A 15712-nucleotide genomic window follows, 5' to 3' on the forward strand; every position below is an offset into this window, starting at 1 on the left:
AGGCATAACCAGTGTTAATGATTCGCCTGGCTGCGGTCTGTGAGTGGAAAGGAAGCAACCTTTCATACCGTGTCGATATTGTGTTGTTGTGATGTTCATTCTGTGTGCATCCACTTTTCAACGTGAACCACCGTTACTGCCGCATCCAGTGATTCAATATCCAAAAGGTCATCAAGGTCGAAACCTTCCCCTGCATCGTTCAGCATCTGCGCCATTGCTGCCAGATGTGGTAATTCAAACGGCAAATCGCTGTAAAAAGGCATGAACTGGTCTTTGCATTCGCGACAGGTCGCCATGACCATATAAAGGGGCGCATTAATCAGTGGGATGCACTCGACGCGATCCACAACAAGCCCGGTACGTTCAGTAATGTTGATAATCTCGCCCTTTCTGATGGTTGTGCTGTAGTCACCAGCCATCAGAAAGCCTTTGTTTGAAAGCGCAATTTGCGCCGCATCATCATTCAATTTCATGTCGTTTCCTTATGAAGGCTTGTTAGTCTCTTTGCCCTGACCATTTGAAATGTGGGTATGGTCTTTACCTGACTTACCGCCGCTGATATGGTCAGCCGCTTCGCTTTTCCCGGTTACTTTCACGTCGCCGCCAAATTCAGCGTTGCCACCGCCTTCAGCGCCCTGACTGATAGCGCCGGAAATCGTTAAATTCCCGTTTATGGTGGTCATGGGGGCAGTCATATCGATGCCGCCCGGTGCGTTAACGGTCATTTTGTTGCCCGTAAAGGCAAAGGTTGCGCCCTGTCCGGTATCACCTTTAATGCTCCCGTCATCCCATTCGATGAAGGCGCTACCACTGAAAACGCGTATGCCGGGGCTATCTGGCATCTGATGAATTGATTTGTCGGAAAAGCCGCACAGGGCAACGGCATTTGAGAAGGTTTTATGGTCTGGTTCGTCACCGTCGCCGTGGGATAGCGCTATCAATAAGCATTCATCACCCGGCAAAACTCGCCCGCTGATGCCAGACTTGCCGCCATCCCAGACCAGAGTAATAAGGCGCACATTTTCAACCACTGGATAATCGACAGGCTCTGGATTGTCGCCAAATGAACGTTTTGGCGTTGGCCTGACGGTTGCGCGGCCTTCACCTACCGATACAATCACAGCTTCCAGAGCAAAAATTGCTGAGTTAAGCGCCTGCTCTACGATTGCGTTAACCTGACTTCCCGTCCTCATGCAATGATGCCCTCCCATGAGGATGACCATGCCTGACGGTCACGCGTACTGAATCTGTGGGAAATCTTTTTAACAATGATGTTCCAGCCTTCTCCCATAGAAGGCGACGAAAGCTCTACCTGTTCGCCAATCTCAACACCACCACGTAAAAGCGACTCCCAAGTAATAGCCTCAATAACGCCCATTTGACGGCGAGCGCCTTTTGCGTAGTCAACCTGAGAGCCTTTAGGAGGCCACTGGTATGTGGTTATGCTTTTGTCGTGTTTCTTCTGGATTTTGTCTTTTTCTGATGGGTTCTTTTTTTTGGTGCGCTTTGGTGAATGGATCTTCAAAAATGGAGCGCCAAGTAAGCCCGTTTCAGGTGAGAAAATGGCAGCACCAGTGAGAACAGAATCACCGGCTGTAACAACTATCGACTGATATTGAAGTGACCATGTGGCATTAACTGGCTTACATAAGCTGGTCAGTACATCGCGGGATAATGCAACGCCGCTGACATTCTTAGGCAATACTAATGTTGCTGCAGTTTTCGAAACCTGACACCCCAGCCCCATATCTGACGCAACCAGCGACACCGCCTCTTTGAGGTTTTGCCCCTTTTTAAAAGTGCGAGATGTGACGCTGGCGCGAAATGGAATAAGCGCCTCATAAATTTTCATTTTCAGACCGTAAACCTCGTTAGGCTTAATGGTTACGGCGCTGATTAGCTCCCCCTGAAACAGGGTGAACATGCCTTCATCTATATAGCCAGCGGCAATGCTGACAGTTGAACCAGCCTGAGCGATTGCATTTTGCGTCTGAGGCGTAAGCCCCCACATGGTCAAGTCAGCTTCGTTCGGCTCTTTTTCATCGTCACGCACAGATGAAAAATCCACATCTACATCCGTAATGTGGATCGTCTCGCCATCTGTGCAATTAACGGTTATCTCGAACTGACGCCCGTAAGCCATAAAAATCACCTCCTTATATAGGAGTGATTTAAAGGCAACGCCCAGGCTAATTACAGAAACGCCGCCAGCGGTAATGCGTCAATATTTAGTACAAGGTTGAATCTGTGGATAAACATGGCGAATACCGACACCTGCACGATTTATGTTAGTGGTCAATATCGCTTTGAGGTGGCGTTAATGCTGATTTTTAATGTGGATAACATTTATCGTGCCAGCTTCAATGTTGCACTTTTGTTTTAATTGTTGTGGATGGTTTTTGCACATTTAATATGTAACATCCCCGCCGCCTTTGAACGGGCAATTATTTACCCGTTACAGTTTGGAGCCAGAAAGTGATAGAAAACGCCTGGTGCTGGTGGAAACAAGCCTGAGCGCGGTTTAAATTGTTTTCGCTTCCTGCCTCATGCCAGCTTTCCACTTTTGTGACTAACTCATTATCTCCATGTCAATATGTTAAAACATCTGGTCGGATGAGGCTGTAGAAACATTTCCGAACTTTTTTATGGAGTTCTCTCTTTGTGTGAGGCTATCATTTTGATTTATAGAGAATTTAAATGATGCCATCTTTTCCGGCTTTATTTCAGACAGAAACATTTATTAATGGTTATGTGGTTTTTGTCTATTCTTCGAACAATCCCATCATATTTTTCAGAATGTCCAACCTTATATATCCGTTTGCCTCACCTATGTACGCTTATGATTTATATGGTGTATTTTGTGGCTCAATTTTTTTGTTTTGTGTTGCTGGCAAAATACAATGTATTGACGACAAAAAACGCACATAAATTGCATTAAAAACAACCAATTTCTGCAATTGATTGTTTTTATTGAGTTAAATATTCTTCCGTTGTTTTTGTCTATAAATTGACTTTAATCACATTACTTTGTTATGCGTTATGGTTCTTATAAACTTATCCACATAACACATATTTAACTTTGTTGTTAACATTTTTAACATTACTTGTGTTTATATTTTGTTAAGTGGGATTTAACGATTTATTCACACAAACTTTATTGGATGTGTTTTTTGCAGGCATAAAAAAACCCGGCAAATGCCGGGTGTGTTCTGCTGACGTTATTTAGACCATGCTACTGAATGCCGTTTCTACTTCTGCTGCGCTCAACGTTGCTATGTCCCGATAAAGTGCTATTGCTTCCTGAGTCGTTTTGCGACCTCCCATCAATATCTTTTCACCCTCACGACTAATCATTTCCACTCGATAAATATCAGGTTTCGCTTTTAGGTTTGTACGCAATTGGAGTAATTTAAACAGACAATGTCTCGGATATTTCTTTTGATACATTACATCATTATCTTTTATTGCTGGCACTGACATTCCCTACCCCCTGACCTGTAAATATTCTTCTATCGAGTTAGTTAATATTTTTCTCATTGCTGCGAATGGTGGCGACTGTAAATAAACAGATGGTACATCTTTGACGGCGTGGTTAAGTATTAATTCTGTTGCAAGAAAATCCTCACCACGAACAGCAGCAGAAGTACGGAACAACTTACGCAAATCATGACAACGCCACTTTATACCAGCGCGGGATATAGTTGTTACCAGTGTGTTATATTTTATTTCTGATTCCCCGATTACAGATAGCCACTCATCTATCAGTGGAATGTATTTAACTGGAATAGGTAAAAGCAGGTCAGCATGCGTCTTTGTGCAACGGTCTGGAATAAACAGCCTGCCACCCGATATAAGAGAGTTGCTGGATAATGAGAGTGTTTCAGACGCCCTTAGCCCGAAACATAACATCATTCGAGCGGCTGTTCTGTATGGTTCGCGTAGAGATTCTATTTCGTGAACGACGGCGGTGTATTCATCAATGCTTACTCTTGCTGGTTTACTTAATGCCCGATGGCGCTTAATTCTCTTTCCAATTGCCCTTGCTGCGGTTCGCATAGCCTCCAGCATTCTACCCAGTGAACCGGGCGCGGCTGGTTTGAATTTGATATCAGCATGAATCACCCAGGCAACGACAGCAGCAACACAATCAATGCGTTGACGGATAGTTGACGCCGCCAGCCCACTATCTATGCATCTGTCGGCATATCTAACCCATGTATCCGGTACGCTGGCGGCGCGAACACCAAGAGAAAGGACAGGCTCCAGCATTCGAACAGCATGACGCTCGTTAATGATGGTTTTTTCGCGCAAACTGACCGCCTGAGCACGGCGGTCAACCATAATCAGCAAATCACTCAGCATTTTATTAATATTTACCTCGTAATTTAGAGCAAAAATATCTACAGGCCACACATGCCAGACTAATTATTTTTTCAATGATAATGATTCCCACCATGAAGAATGTAAGTACAGGCCAGAAAATCGCGAATAAAATAGCTTCACGCGGATTTCTTTCAAGGTCGCATTTCGCATCTCTCCATAGGGAGTAATAATACATGGCGGCAAACCCCAAAATATATGCCGCTAAAAATGCAAAACAGGCATGATTAGTCATTAGTACCACCACTCAGACTATGTGTATGACAGCCCGTAAACGCAGTAGGTTCTGCAATATGTAAATGACCTAAATTACAATAAAAGCTAATGCAGCCAATATGCGCAAGCACCCCATGTGGAATACATTCACCTTCAATTGGTGCTACGGAATATATCGAGTCTGTCCCCGGACATTCGCGCAACAGGCCATATATACGCTCATAAATTCTGATTATGACGGACTGCTTACTGTTAACATCTTCGGTGTAGTCATGGCGTACCTGCTCACGTTCCGGCGCTGGCTGCGGGGCGGTGTAGAGTGGCTTGATATTCCAACCTTTTGAAAACCAGCTATCAGCAATATTACGACTTCTTGTTATTGCTGGAATACCGATACCATTATCAGAATGGAGCCACGCCACTGGCTCTGCGTTATCAGCTTTGCGGCGTTTCTGTAGTTCGCGTAGAGCAAACACAGCATCACCCAGCGCCATTCCCGTTTCAGTACCGTTCAAGCGGTACGAATCGCGGGTAAATTTGAGCAGGATTTCGTGTATACGCTCGTCTGTTAGTTCTGGTTTATTGGTCATTTAATTAATCTCCGGCAAACGGTAAAGCGGGATAACCTTTGCACCCTCGCCACTTTCATCGTCAGCGGTCTGTAATTCATCGCTAAGGTGCGCCGGGTTACTGCTAACACAGTGCTCTGCAAAATATGCCATGCCGTCGCAGTCTTCTATGCCGTACATGAAAGGCTTTACCGTTAGTACTGCCAGTACGATTTCAGCCAGTGCCAGATTTTTAGCCGCCGCTACATCATCAGGCCGCGCATCAACGGCGCATTGCGCCAGCATCCGGCAATCTTCCGCCCATTCTGTTAGCTGGTCTTTGGTGAATTGCGTTTTATTATTCATTGATAATCACCTTAATAGCGAACACCTTCACTGGCTTATCGCCGAAATGTGGGTGTGTGATTGTTTTAATTTCGTATCCGTTGTATTTCACGCTCAAGCGCCGGGATTTATCGTCGCGGCGTGGATAGCCCTTAGTGATAATCAAGCGGTCATACTTTCTGGGAGCGATAAATTGGTCTTCGAGAACCAAGCGGGCGCGCCAGTATTCGTTATAAAGCCGATATTCTTCCGTTTTTTCGCCTTGCTTCATGGCGTCGAAGTATTCGCCCTTCACTGCTAATTGCAGGTTAACCATTCTGTTATCGCCCCTTATGGGGCGACCTCCGTAAGTTGTTTATTGATACCGCGCTTAGCCTCTTGACGCGCTCTATGTTTATTAGCGCGAGTCTCTGATTCATAACCGTTTCCCTTGCGATACCCACGAGAACGACACAGAGCGCAAATACAGCCATCTACTGAATAAAATTTTCCGTATGGTTTCATTTGTCGTAATTACCCTTTAACAGCCAGCGCTGTACGGATCGCATTCGCGATAGCAGCGTAAAATGCGGCATCCTCATAATTTTGTTGCCCTGCCCATTCAAAAATTACGGCAGTAAATTTCATATTGCTGATGACTGTTGATGTTGAATCGCTACGGGCATACAGAGCCACCCATACCCCCGGCTTGATAACCTTGCTCTTAACAACACCCAGCGCCGGAATTACTCCGCGAATGGCTGAGGCATGACGTTTAGCTGTATCCTTGCTCACCCCTTCACGTTCACTGCGGTCTGCCACCAGCCTTAACGCTTCTTCAATAAGGTCACGCGATAATCTTCGCTCGTTTCTTTTGGTCTTAATTTTGTCCATTCAAATCACCTTTATTAATCACCCAGGCTGTTGCATTCGGACTTAAACGAACCTCAGTTACCAATCCACGCGAAGCCATATTTTTTAGCTTCTGGCGAATGTCATACTGGAGAATTACCTTGTCAGGGTGTACGCGGCACACAGCCTCACGAATGAAGCTGGTATGCATCTTCTGGTCTTTCAGTGTTGGGCTTGTCCAGCGCTGAAAAACATCAAAAATATCCTTATCCGTAATGATGTAACGGCGCATTGCTACCTCTTTGCCTTTTCTTCAATAACCGGAAAATCAATACCAATGCGCAGAGCGGCAGCGGTATTAAAAATCAAACCTATGCGTGGTGTAGCTTCCAGCCCTTCAATGCGGCGTATCGTCGAGCGCATGACGCTAACCAACCCTGCAAATTCTGTTTTATCCATACCTAATTCACGGCGTAAAGCACCGCTAACAAGCAGGTCTGTTAATTGACCTATCGTCATACGGCGCTTTTCTGCCATGACCTTTTTTACTGTTTCATTGGACATAAAACCCCCTTACGAAATGCTTACCACATACTGGTTATCGCTCAATTTAAAGGCGTGGATAGCCGTTCTGGATGCAACCCAGCCATCCTCACCACGTAGAAGTAATGGAATTGTTTTTTCACTGTTAATTAAATTTTCTATTACATTTTTAGTGTTTTCGTCATTACCAGTGTCAAACATAAGCGCACGTTGTTTAACTTTGATAACATTGATCTTTTCAGATCCAGTTAAATATTTGACCAGAGTTATCTCTTTTTCCTTAACAGGATTAATCATGAGGTTTTCAATTGAGTGCTTCATGTTTACCCTGTGAGGGTTTTTATATTCAACTTCCCCGGCAATGCTTCCGTTTTCCATCAACCACACAATATCTTTCAATGGGTAATGACTACCCTGAATTAATACGTGTTCTTCCCCTTCCCGTACTCTGATAAATACCGGATTACCTTGTTCACCCATCCCTTTACGGGATTTGCGGAACAACTGCCCATCACGGTATTCAAAAAGTTCATGACACTTTTGAAAAAGCCATGCCTGATTAATATCCTCACTCCCTGATGTTGCTCCATTGATTAAATCAGCGAGGCAGGAAACATCAGCATCGGCAACAGACTTAAGCGCAGCACGCATCACATCAGGCAGTTGTAAGCCACCATTTTTAACGCGCTCTTGAGCGCGACTATAGGTTTCTTCGTCTGCCCTAAACTGAATAATTTGTGTTCTTTTGCTCATGTTTTTCTCAAATTAAGTTAGGTGGAATGTAAATCCCGGTTGAAAGCGCTTTATGAAAAGCGTTAGCCATACGACAAGAGTTAATTTCGTCCTTTGACATTGCTGGACGCGGTTTTATAGCCTTCTTCTTTTCTTGCCGTGCTGATTTCAGGGCGCGAGTAATTGCCCCGCTTACAAAGAAGTTTTTTTGTGCATGTTTCAGGTGATAAAGATATTTTCCAGTAGATTCACATTTGATCTTCTCTATTTCCACATAGGGAGAGCGAAACATGTTCCAAATTCTACGAGCGATGTTCTTTGCAGTTTGTTTTTTAAATTTGGCGTTAACTTCTTCTCGGATTTGGCTCATTGACATGTAACGACCTGTCATAATTTTAACGAGGTCTTTCGCTGTTACATTGCGTTTTAACTGGTTGTAAGCCAACAGAAGTGACTCACGAAAGTAGTCACGGGCAGAGCCGCCGAACGTCTCAGCCCCCTTTCTTGCCAGTTCCCACGCATGCCGGAAAATCAGAGCAAAATCACGCATGATGCGCCCCCTATGCGTTTCGGCTGAGATTCTTAGGATGTGTGGCAATGAAAATGCCGGGATTTTTTCCGTGCGGTGCTACGTGAAAAAACAGGCCGCGACGTGATATTTCGGAGAGGATTTTTGCTGTGCGTTCAGGTAAAGACTGAACATTTTGGCGTGGTGATATATCGGATACTTCATCGCCGAAAAGATGAGCGGTGTTACTACCCTCACCCATTCGGCAACAAATCAAGAGTAAAGCATTAACAACATGCTGTGTGTTGCTGGTTTTGGTTAACTTCACACTCAATATAGCCATAACATTCACCCATAATATCTATGGACTACGTGTTATCGCTCTACCGAATGTATATTATGTTAAATGCAATTTGATACGTACTCAGTTGAATCCCCATGTGGCCCACGTTTGGCCATTGACCTCCTCTGCTCATTACAATCATGAAAGCCTGAGAAACAGAGTTCGTTCCTGCAGTTGAGATGCTTTGAATCCGTGGTGAAGATAAAAACGTTTAGCTTCGTCTGTGAGCGCATGCACCATAACGGCACGCACGCCAATATTTTCTGCCACTTTGTAACACCGCAGTACCGCATCGTGAAGCAGATCGGCCCCTAACCCTTTTCCACGAACAGAAAGATCTACGGCCAATCTGGCAAGGATAATTACGGGTATTGGATCTGGCATGTTACGCCGAAGATTGCCTGTTGCTTCTGTGTGGTTGACGCTACCAGTGGCCAGTGAATAAAAACCAGCGACTTGTCGCGAGTCTGTTTTGCAGACAACAAACGTCCTGGCTGCGCCGAGAGCCTGATTTTTTAGTCCTTTTTGCTTTAACCAATCATCGAGAACAATTTCTCCGCTGACAAATTCCGCCAATTGATGAATGTGAGTTAGTGGCTCAGGTGCGGTTACAAATCCCACTGTGGTTTCCTTGCCAGTAGCTTCCTGATAGCGGGATCTTCGGCAACCGGAGCATCAAGCATCTCGATAAACTCAGCGTATTGTTCATCATTAAAATTAAACACTCGGCGATCGAGAATGACGTTCTCTGCCGCCTGGCAGGCCATTTCCAGAATAAAGTCTGTACGCGATTTATGTAGAATCTCTGCGGCCGTATCAATAAGCGCGCGTTGGGATTCTTTAGCTCTAAGGTTGAGCTGGACATCTGATTTCATTATTAAGCCTCTTGTATAGCAATTGCTTTACAAGCATACCATATGGCTTATGTATAGCAACAGCTATACAGTCTCGTACAACTCAATACTCTGATAAGCAACAATAAAAAACCCGCCAGTGCTGGCGGGTTATGGCATGGTTTGTCTCTACAGTTAAGGAGTTACCATGTTAAACCAGAAATCAAAGCTATCTAAATACCCGAGGAACTCATCAAGCTTGGCGTGATTGCCGGAAATTTGCACATCGCCCTTCTCTTCTGCCTGTTTCAGCGACTCTTCCTTGAGAATAATTTTGTTCAACGTTGCACGGTTAAGCGTAATGGAGGCATCAGCGTTGCTGGCCTGTACATCAGCGCTATGGTTAAGAACACCGTTTTCCAGTTCCAGTTTGTATTTACCGCCGTCAGCACCTAAATCGACGTTGAAGACTGCCTGCGCATTTGCCGCTTTTTCTCCGTTAATATGTACCGCGAGATAATCAAAGAACATCTCAGGTGACATGGCTTTAACGGTATCCGGGCTGGCGGTATTTGGCGTCGCGCCTTTTACCACACCGTTGCGTAATTCTTGTGCACCAGTCAGATAAAAATTACGCCATGGACCGGACTCAGCCTGGTAACCCATTTGTTCAAGGGCATCGGCTTCCAGATTACGGGCTTCTTTATTGCTCGGATCAGCAAAAACGATATTGTTAGTGACTTGCGCCACCCAACGGTAATTGCCCTGGGCGTAATCCGTTTTCGCTTTTTGCATGATTGCATCAGCGCCGCCCATATAATCGACATATTTCTTCGCGGCATCAACGGGCGGTAATTCATTCAGTGTTGCCGGATTACCGTTGAACCAGCCGAGGTAAAAGACATACGTTGCTTTCACATCATGGCTGACAGAACCATAGTATCCACGGCTGGCCCATGATTTTTCCAGACCAGACGGCAGTTTGAAGTTAGCAGCGATTTCGTCACGGGTCAGCCCCTGGTTAGCCATGCGCAGCGTCTGATCGTTGATGTAACGGTACATATCACGCTGACTTTTCATTAACTTCACCACATTTTCATTACCCCAGGTCGGCCAGTGGTGCTGAGCAATAATAATGTTTGCCTTTCCACCCCAGCGGCCAATAACGTCATTGATATATTTTGACCATGCCAGCGGATCGCGGATCTTCGCGCCACGTAATGAATAAGTGTTATGCAGCGTATGGGTGACATCCTCTGCAGCTTCGATCATTCCCTTCTCTTCTACATACCACAGCATTTCAGAAGGTGCTTCCGATCCCGGCGCCATCATGAAATCATAGGTTAGACCGTCGATAACTTCTTTCTGCCCGGTGTGGGTAATATAGTTAGTGGGTTCAATCAGCGTCACCGTACCGGCGGAGGTTGTCGTTCCCAGACCCGCACCGACCTGACCTTTTGCATCCGGTTTCAACAGATTGCCATACATGTAACTGGCTCGGCGACTCATGGCGTTACCTGCCATAATATTTTCAGATACAGCTTCCTTCATAAAACCAGCCGGTGCATATACCTTCACTTTACCGGACTTCACATCCGCTTCATCAATCACGCCGCGGACGCCACCGTAGTGGTCAACATGGCTGTGCGTATAAATGACGGCAACAACGGGTCTTTTACCGCGATTCTTATAATAAAGGTCCATTCCCACTTTCGCGGTTTCTGCCGATACCAGCGGATCAATGACCGTAATACCCTCTTTCCCTTCCATAATTGTCATATTCGAGAGATCAAGATTACGGATTTGATACACGCCATCGGTGACCTGGAACAAACCGCCAATATTGATCAACTGCGACTGACGCCACAGGCTTGGATTAACCGTGTCGGGGGCTTTTTCGCCCTCTTTGATAAAGGCATATTGCTGAGGGTCCCAGACAACATTTCCCTGCTTACCTTTAATCAATTCACTGGGAAGCGGAGCAATAAAACCTTTATGTGCGTTTATAAAATCGGTTTTATCAGTGAATGGCAATTGACCATATAAGGCGTCATTCGCACTTTTGGTCTGAGCAGTCGCATCTTTTGCCCCTTCCTGTGCCAATACAGGTAGTGATATTAATGATGTTGAACACACACCAGCTAAAGCCAGATAACTTACTAGTTTATTAAGTTTCATAAATCCTCGCTAATAATATATTATCAAGAAGAAAGAAACCCTGCTGCTCTGATTGTTGAGAAGCTTCCGTAATACTGTATTTATCAGGTTTCTATGATCTAATGCTCGTAGGCTAACATGGTCTTATGAAACAATGTAATGCAATGACATTTATTTTTAAATTTCCTTTTGTTTTTATTTAAACAAAATAGCTGTAGACACCTGACTGTATAAAAAGATAATGGCTGGCATCCATTGCCTTTAGAACACTATATATGCGCACTCTCTATCTACTTCTCATCACTGGGATACTTTCTGGCTGTAATACTTCTCCCCCAGAGAAAGTTGTTAAAATCAATAAAATGGTGATCCCTGTTGTTCAGGCACAACCCGAGTCAAAATCAAGTAGTGACTCGGCATCCCTGTCCTTATACCAGGATAATAAACAGCAAATTGAAAACGTCGTGATTTCGTTAAAAAATGAATATCTTCATGAAGTTAAGCCAAGAGAGATGTTTGACGTTCATAGCCAGGCATACCAGGTTTATGCTTCTTTAACCAAGCTCGAACAAATGCAGAAAATGAACAATTTTTATTATAAGGAGCATAATCAAACAGGACTGTTAAGCATTAATCAGTCCGTGAACTCTCTTATTGAATAACAAGAAATCCTCCTCAGAGAATGATGAGGAGGTTTTTTTTACGATTGATATATAGCATGCCACTACAATAGAATATTAAAGTTAGATAATCGATTTGTAACTTGTTTGTGGGTTTATTTAAAAGCGCTCAGGCAATTTATTGATGGAAGTAAGATACCCTCCGCGTTCAAAATCAATATACCCTCCTTTTTTTAACGCAGATACAACATTTAAAACACTGCTGCGCGATAAGTGGGTCCGATCCTGAGTATAATCCAAAATAGAGACTCGCTTGCGAGTCTCTTCCGGTAACAAAATCATCTCTTCGAGGTGGTTACGTATCACTGAATAAGTACGCTGCTGTACGACTAAATCATCACGATAAAAGAGATAGCCCGTATGATATGAAAGCACTGCCGCCGCATCTTCCCACAAGCCTTGTTGATGAAAGAGTTCTCGTGCTTTATCGGCATCGACGCGTAATAAGGTTGATTCAGCTTCAGCGCGCAATAAATGGCCGTGTACCGGTTGGATCATTTCGGCAATACCGAACAGATGGGGTTCATAGACGGTCACGATTAACAGACCATCAGAAGAACGTAAAATGGACAGCTCCCCTTGCAAAAAAAGGTAGAGTTGAGGCTTATTCTTGTATTTCCACATGATACGCCGCCGCGGCACAACCTTCATCTTTTCTGCAATCGGTTCAAGTGCTTGCATTAAACGTTGTATGCTTTGTTCTGGGCGTACCGGAGGTGAAATTTGCATAATCAAACCTGTATTATTTAGATTGAAAACAATATGCTTTTACCTATATTCCATGAATGGTAGTACAGATTCATATTAAAACCATAAATTGCTCAATAATAAAAGTACAAATTTGTTTTTATTTAAACGAGCGTGTGTGATACGACCACCAGCAGACGGTTACCAGACACTGTCGGATAGATAATCCGCTATGGTGACTATTAACAATGCGTGAGATATTTAATCGGGAATAACGGCGCTAGAATTGATAGCTGTAGTTGACACTGGCAAACCATAACCACGGGTTCTTATACTGGCCTGCAAAGATATCAGATTTGACGTTGGACGACTGCATGTGCAAATACTCAACGGCAACGCCAATATTGCTGGCTGGCGTAATCTGGTACTGTGCACCGGTGGCAAGTCGCCATTCATCGCCGGTTGGCATCGAAAGCGCTACATCACTTTGCGATTTGTACGGTGAACTGTCATACGCAATACCGGCATTAATGCGCCACTGCTCATCGGGATGATATTGCACGCCCAACGCTGTATGCCATGTATCTTTCAGACGATTATCACGATCGCTTTGCTGACCATTTATTGTAATCTGCGGGCTGCCAAACTGACTCCAGTCCTGCCAGCCAAGATCGCCCATCACTGACCATTGACAGTTGATATCGTGAACCAGACTAAACATCACCTGCTGCGGAGCACGGACCTGTGTGGAGATCGGCAGATCATATCCAATATTAGGTATATTGGGAAAACGCGCTGTCCCGTCTATATTAAAATGATAATCAGTCTTGCTGGTCCAGGTTACACCCGCCCGAGTATTGTCAGTTATGTCCATTAATAACCCAAGGTGGTAATTCATCGCCCAGTCATGATCGCTTTGTTTCTCATCGTGGCCATCGACATCTCTGCTTAGCGACAGAAAACCATAGTTTAGCCCTGCAGCTGCGCCAACCGACACCTTATCACTTAGTTTCCATGCAACGGCGGGACTCAGCGTCATCGCAACCATGGTACTTTGTTTAATTAACCGATCCCCTGCCCAGTTGCCGAAGTCGATACCTAACCCATAGTTACCGTACAAACCCAAACCGGCAGAAACGGTATCACTCAGCCGTTGCGTATAAAACATGCTGGCATTGGGGAAAAGCGTCATTACATTACCGGGGCTTTGTCTGCCATCTGTCGTATTATTCAGCGTATAGGGAATATCTCCGCCCATCGCCTGTAATCCACCGGTGACCATATGGTCAGGTAAACGAGTCATCCCCGCAGGGTTCGTTAACAGCGTAGAGGCATCCTGAGCACGAGCGGCCTGCCCTGCACCAGCCAGTGCGGTATCCTCCGTTCCGATTTCATAGAAATAGAGCGCACTGGCGTGACCGACCGACGAAAAGATCATCCCGGAGAGAAAAATTATATTTTTTTTCATTATATTACCTGTTTGGAGGGGCGTTCTTTACTAAGGAAGGTGCGAACAAGTTCCTGATATGAGATCATCATATTCATCCGGAGCGCATCCCAGAGGGACATCATGAGCCATCAACTCACCTTCGCCGATAGTGAATTCAGCACTAAGCGCCGTCAGACCCGAAAAGAGATTTTCCTCTCCCGCATGGAGCAGATTCTGCCATGGCAGAATATGACCGCTGTCATCGAGCCGTTTTATCCCAAGGCGGGCAATGGCCGACGGCCCTATCCGCTGGAGACCATGCTGCGTATTCACTGCATGCAGCATTGGTACAACCTGAGCGACGGTGCCATGGAAGATGCCCTGTACGAAATCGCCTCCATGCGCCTGTTTGCCCGGTTATCCCTGGATAGCGCCCTGCCGGATCGCACCACCATCATGAATTTCCGCCACCTGCTCGAGCAGCATCAACTGGCCCGTCAATTGTTCAAGACCATCAATCGCTGGCTGGCCGAAGCAGGCGTCATGATGACCCAAGGCACTTTGGTGGATGCCACCATCATTGAGGCACCCAGCTCGACCAAGAACAAAGAGCAGCAACGCGATCCGGAGATGCATCAGACCAAGAAAGGCAATCAGTGGCACTTTGGCATGAAGGCCCACATTGGTGTCGATGCCAAGAGTGGCCTGACCCACAGCCTAGTCACCACCGCGGCCAACGAGCATGACCTCAATCAGCTGGGTAATCTGCTGCATGGAGAGGAGCAATTTGTCTCAGCCGATGCCGGCTACCAAGGAGCGCCACAGCGCGAGGAGCTGGCCGAGGTGGATGTGGACTGGCTGATCGCCGAGCGTCCCGGCAGGGTAAAAACCTTGAAGCAGCATCCGCGCAAGAACAAAACGGCCATCAACATCGAATACATGAAAGCCAGCATCCGTGCCAGGGTGGAGCACCCGTTTCGCATCATCAAGCGGCAGTTCGGCTTCGTGAAAGCCAGATACAAGGGGCTGCTGAAAAACGATAACCAACTGGCGATGTTATTCACCCTGGCCAACCTGTTTCGGGTGGACCAAATGATACGTCAGTGGGAGAGATCTCAGTAAAAACCGGAAATAACGCCAGAAATGGTGGAAAAAATAGCCTAAATAGGCTGATTCGATGTGTTTGCGGGAAAAAAATCGGCCCAGATCCGCGAAATTTTAATCAGCGAGTCAGCTTGGGAAGAAATGACCTGCTTATTCGCACCTTCCCTAAACGTAGGGTCAACTATCACACGGTATTGATTTATGCTAATAGCATAATCAGGCATCAGGAATGATGTCGTGTTAAATTTCATCCAATATTAAATTTTATAATTCAACACAATAACATCTTAAAAGTCGACTTAATGAGAACTCTTCTTAATAAGTGATTTGACATAAATTCTAATGTAAAGAAATGAAAATTTAATCTTTTCATAAA

At 45.2% G+C, this 15712-nt stretch carries 22 protein-coding genes and 1 pseudogene; 3 read left to right on the top strand and 20 right to left on the bottom strand.

The window, feature by feature from the left end:
- Window positions 1–95 precede the first annotated feature (95 nt).
- The 18 genes and pseudogenes from C2U43_RS12350 to C2U43_RS12425 form a co-directional block, all read right to left on the bottom strand.
- Window positions 96–473, bottom strand: coding sequence for a hypothetical protein (locus tag C2U43_RS12350; RefSeq protein ID WP_071446421.1), 378 nt, complete (start codon window positions 471–473; stop codon window positions 96–98).
- A 9-nt stretch (window positions 474–482) separates the two neighbouring features.
- Window positions 483–1193: a phage baseplate protein gene (locus C2U43_RS12355; RefSeq protein ID WP_071446420.1), complete on the bottom strand. Its 711-nt coding sequence runs from the start codon at window positions 1191–1193 to the stop codon at window positions 483–485.
- Window positions 1190–2143 carry a hypothetical protein gene (locus C2U43_RS12360; protein WP_071446419.1) on the bottom strand — a complete coding sequence of 318 codons (954 nt, stop codon included), beginning with the start codon at window positions 2141–2143 and terminating at the stop codon, window positions 1190–1192. The genes C2U43_RS12355 and C2U43_RS12360 overlap by 4 nt, the downstream gene beginning before the upstream one ends.
- Before the next feature lie 1079 nt (window positions 2144–3222).
- Window positions 3223–3480, bottom strand: a complete 258-nt coding sequence (locus C2U43_RS12365) for a hypothetical protein (RefSeq protein ID WP_071446418.1) — start codon at window positions 3478–3480, stop codon at window positions 3223–3225.
- Window positions 3481–3483: 3 nt separating this feature from the next.
- Window positions 3484–4362 (bottom strand): tyrosine-type recombinase/integrase, encoded by an 879-nt coding sequence (locus tag C2U43_RS12370; RefSeq protein WP_071446417.1) that lies wholly within the window; start codon window positions 4360–4362, stop codon window positions 3484–3486.
- Window positions 4363–4366: 4 nt separating this feature from the next.
- Complete coding sequence (locus C2U43_RS29370) at window positions 4367–4615, bottom strand: hypothetical protein (RefSeq protein WP_131820543.1); 249 nt, start codon at window positions 4613–4615, stop codon at window positions 4367–4369.
- Between the two features lie 274 nt (window positions 4616–4889).
- Window positions 4890–5186: pseudogene (locus tag C2U43_RS30195) on the bottom strand (hypothetical protein); the annotation flags it as partial.
- On the bottom strand, window positions 5187–5510 hold the full coding sequence (locus C2U43_RS12380) for a hypothetical protein (protein WP_071446416.1): 324 nt from the start codon (window positions 5508–5510) through the stop codon (window positions 5187–5189).
- Entirely contained in the window at window positions 5503–5805 is a 303-nt protein-coding gene (locus C2U43_RS12385; RefSeq protein WP_071446415.1) for an ASCH domain-containing protein, read from the bottom strand. Before C2U43_RS12385 ends, C2U43_RS12380 begins: the two co-directional genes overlap by 8 nt.
- A 197-nt stretch (window positions 5806–6002) precedes the next feature.
- Window positions 6003–6362: a hypothetical protein gene (locus tag C2U43_RS12390; protein ID WP_071446414.1), complete on the bottom strand. Its 360-nt coding sequence runs from the start codon at window positions 6360–6362 to the stop codon at window positions 6003–6005.
- On the bottom strand, window positions 6349–6612 hold the full coding sequence (locus C2U43_RS12395; RefSeq protein WP_071446413.1) for a hypothetical protein: 264 nt from the start codon (window positions 6610–6612) through the stop codon (window positions 6349–6351). Before C2U43_RS12395 ends, C2U43_RS12390 begins: the two co-directional genes overlap by 14 nt.
- 2 nt (window positions 6613–6614) lie before the next feature.
- The gene (locus tag C2U43_RS12400) at window positions 6615–6884 is read right to left on the bottom strand and encodes a helix-turn-helix domain-containing protein (RefSeq protein WP_071446412.1); all 270 of its coding nucleotides are present in this window, start codon (window positions 6882–6884) and stop codon (window positions 6615–6617) included.
- A 9-nt stretch (window positions 6885–6893) separates the two neighbouring features.
- Window positions 6894–7616 carry a hypothetical protein gene (locus tag C2U43_RS12405; protein WP_071446411.1) on the bottom strand — a complete coding sequence of 241 codons (723 nt, stop codon included), beginning with the start codon at window positions 7614–7616 and terminating at the stop codon, window positions 6894–6896.
- A gap of 7 nt (window positions 7617–7623) precedes the next feature.
- Window positions 7624–8145, bottom strand: coding sequence for a hypothetical protein (locus C2U43_RS12410; protein ID WP_071446410.1), 522 nt, complete (start codon window positions 8143–8145; stop codon window positions 7624–7626).
- A 10-nt stretch (window positions 8146–8155) separates the two neighbouring features.
- Window positions 8156–8446, bottom strand: coding sequence for a hypothetical protein (locus tag C2U43_RS29375; RefSeq protein ID WP_158654535.1), 291 nt, complete (start codon window positions 8444–8446; stop codon window positions 8156–8158).
- Between the two features lie 138 nt (window positions 8447–8584).
- Window positions 8585–9067, bottom strand: coding sequence for a GNAT family N-acetyltransferase (locus C2U43_RS12415; RefSeq protein WP_103285208.1), 483 nt, complete (start codon window positions 9065–9067; stop codon window positions 8585–8587).
- Entirely contained in the window at window positions 9055–9321 is a 267-nt protein-coding gene (locus C2U43_RS12420; protein WP_103285209.1) for a type II toxin-antitoxin system TacA family antitoxin, read from the bottom strand. Before C2U43_RS12420 ends, C2U43_RS12415 begins: the two co-directional genes overlap by 13 nt.
- Window positions 9322–9474: 153 nt before the next feature.
- Complete coding sequence (locus C2U43_RS12425) at window positions 9475–11457, bottom strand: alkyl/aryl-sulfatase (RefSeq protein ID WP_103285210.1); 1983 nt, start codon at window positions 11455–11457, stop codon at window positions 9475–9477.
- Between the two features lie 254 nt (window positions 11458–11711).
- Between C2U43_RS12425 and C2U43_RS12430 the strand changes: the two genes are divergently transcribed.
- Window positions 11712–12098 (top strand): hypothetical protein, encoded by a 387-nt coding sequence (locus tag C2U43_RS12430; protein WP_103285211.1) that lies wholly within the window; start codon window positions 11712–11714, stop codon window positions 12096–12098.
- 117 nt (window positions 12099–12215) lie between these two features.
- Here C2U43_RS12430 and C2U43_RS12435 read toward each other — a convergent pair whose 3' ends face one another.
- Window positions 12216–12845: a winged helix-turn-helix transcriptional regulator gene (locus C2U43_RS12435; protein WP_103285212.1), complete on the bottom strand. Its 630-nt coding sequence runs from the start codon at window positions 12843–12845 to the stop codon at window positions 12216–12218.
- Window positions 12846–13083: 238 nt separating this feature from the next.
- Window positions 13084–14271: an OmpP1/FadL family transporter gene (locus C2U43_RS12440; protein ID WP_103285213.1), complete on the bottom strand. Its 1188-nt coding sequence runs from the start codon at window positions 14269–14271 to the stop codon at window positions 13084–13086.
- 102 nt (window positions 14272–14373) lie between these two features.
- Between C2U43_RS12440 and C2U43_RS12445 the strand changes: the two genes are divergently transcribed.
- Entirely contained in the window at window positions 14374–15354 is a 981-nt protein-coding gene (locus C2U43_RS12445; RefSeq protein ID WP_000019450.1) for an IS5-like element ISKpn26 family transposase, read from the top strand.
- On the top strand, window positions 15336–15569 hold the full coding sequence (locus C2U43_RS30060) for a hypothetical protein (protein WP_327004421.1): 234 nt from the start codon (window positions 15336–15338) through the stop codon (window positions 15567–15569). The genes C2U43_RS12445 and C2U43_RS30060 overlap by 19 nt, the downstream gene beginning before the upstream one ends.
- Window positions 15570–15712 lie beyond the last annotated feature (143 nt).

Origin of the sequence: Citrobacter freundii complex sp. CFNIH9 (assembly GCF_002903305.1) — a bacterium.
In the GTDB taxonomy this organism is placed as follows: Bacteria; Pseudomonadota; Gammaproteobacteria; order Enterobacterales; family Enterobacteriaceae; genus Citrobacter; species Citrobacter portucalensis.

Excerpts from the sequence above, each read along its gene's own strand:
- C2U43_RS12380 (WP_071446416.1), bottom strand. The coding sequence starts at position 5,510 with ATGAATAATAAAACGCAATTCACCAAAGACCAGCTAACAGAATGGGCG.
- C2U43_RS12430 (WP_103285211.1), top strand. The coding sequence starts at position 11,712 with ATGCGCACTCTCTATCTACTTCTCATCACTGGGATACTTTCTGGCTGT.
- C2U43_RS29370 (WP_131820543.1), bottom strand. The coding sequence starts at position 4,615 with ATGACTAATCATGCCTGTTTTGCATTTTTAGCGGCATATATTTTGGGG.
- C2U43_RS12365 (WP_071446418.1), bottom strand. The coding sequence starts at position 3,480 with ATGTCAGTGCCAGCAATAAAAGATAATGATGTAATGTATCAAAAGAAA.
- C2U43_RS12435 (WP_103285212.1), bottom strand. The coding sequence starts at position 12,845 with ATGCAAATTTCACCTCCGGTACGCCCAGAACAAAGCATACAACGTTTA.
- C2U43_RS12420 (WP_103285209.1), bottom strand. The coding sequence starts at position 9,321 with ATGAAATCAGATGTCCAGCTCAACCTTAGAGCTAAAGAATCCCAACGC.
- C2U43_RS12395 (WP_071446413.1), bottom strand. The coding sequence starts at position 6,612 with ATGCGCCGTTACATCATTACGGATAAGGATATTTTTGATGTTTTTCAG.
- C2U43_RS12360 (WP_071446419.1), bottom strand. The coding sequence starts at position 2,143 with ATGGCTTACGGGCGTCAGTTCGAGATAACCGTTAATTGCACAGATGGC.
- C2U43_RS29375 (WP_158654535.1), bottom strand. The coding sequence starts at position 8,446 with ATGGCTATATTGAGTGTGAAGTTAACCAAAACCAGCAACACACAGCAT.
- C2U43_RS12390 (WP_071446414.1), bottom strand. The coding sequence starts at position 6,362 with ATGGACAAAATTAAGACCAAAAGAAACGAGCGAAGATTATCGCGTGAC.
- C2U43_RS12405 (WP_071446411.1), bottom strand. The coding sequence starts at position 7,616 with ATGAGCAAAAGAACACAAATTATTCAGTTTAGGGCAGACGAAGAAACC.
- C2U43_RS12350 (WP_071446421.1), bottom strand. The coding sequence starts at position 473 with ATGAAATTGAATGATGATGCGGCGCAAATTGCGCTTTCAAACAAAGGC.
- C2U43_RS12370 (WP_071446417.1), bottom strand. The coding sequence starts at position 4,362 with ATGCTGAGTGATTTGCTGATTATGGTTGACCGCCGTGCTCAGGCGGTC.
- C2U43_RS12385 (WP_071446415.1), bottom strand. The coding sequence starts at position 5,805 with ATGGTTAACCTGCAATTAGCAGTGAAGGGCGAATACTTCGACGCCATG.
- C2U43_RS12410 (WP_071446410.1), bottom strand. The coding sequence starts at position 8,145 with ATGCGTGATTTTGCTCTGATTTTCCGGCATGCGTGGGAACTGGCAAGA.
- C2U43_RS12440 (WP_103285213.1), bottom strand. The coding sequence starts at position 14,271 with ATGAAAAAAAATATAATTTTTCTCTCCGGGATGATCTTTTCGTCGGTC.
- C2U43_RS12400 (WP_071446412.1), bottom strand. The coding sequence starts at position 6,884 with ATGTCCAATGAAACAGTAAAAAAGGTCATGGCAGAAAAGCGCCGTATG.
- C2U43_RS12355 (WP_071446420.1), bottom strand. The coding sequence starts at position 1,193 with ATGAGGACGGGAAGTCAGGTTAACGCAATCGTAGAGCAGGCGCTTAAC.
- C2U43_RS12445 (WP_000019450.1), top strand. The coding sequence starts at position 14,374 with ATGAGCCATCAACTCACCTTCGCCGATAGTGAATTCAGCACTAAGCGC.
- C2U43_RS12425 (WP_103285210.1), bottom strand. The coding sequence starts at position 11,457 with ATGAAACTTAATAAACTAGTAAGTTATCTGGCTTTAGCTGGTGTGTGT.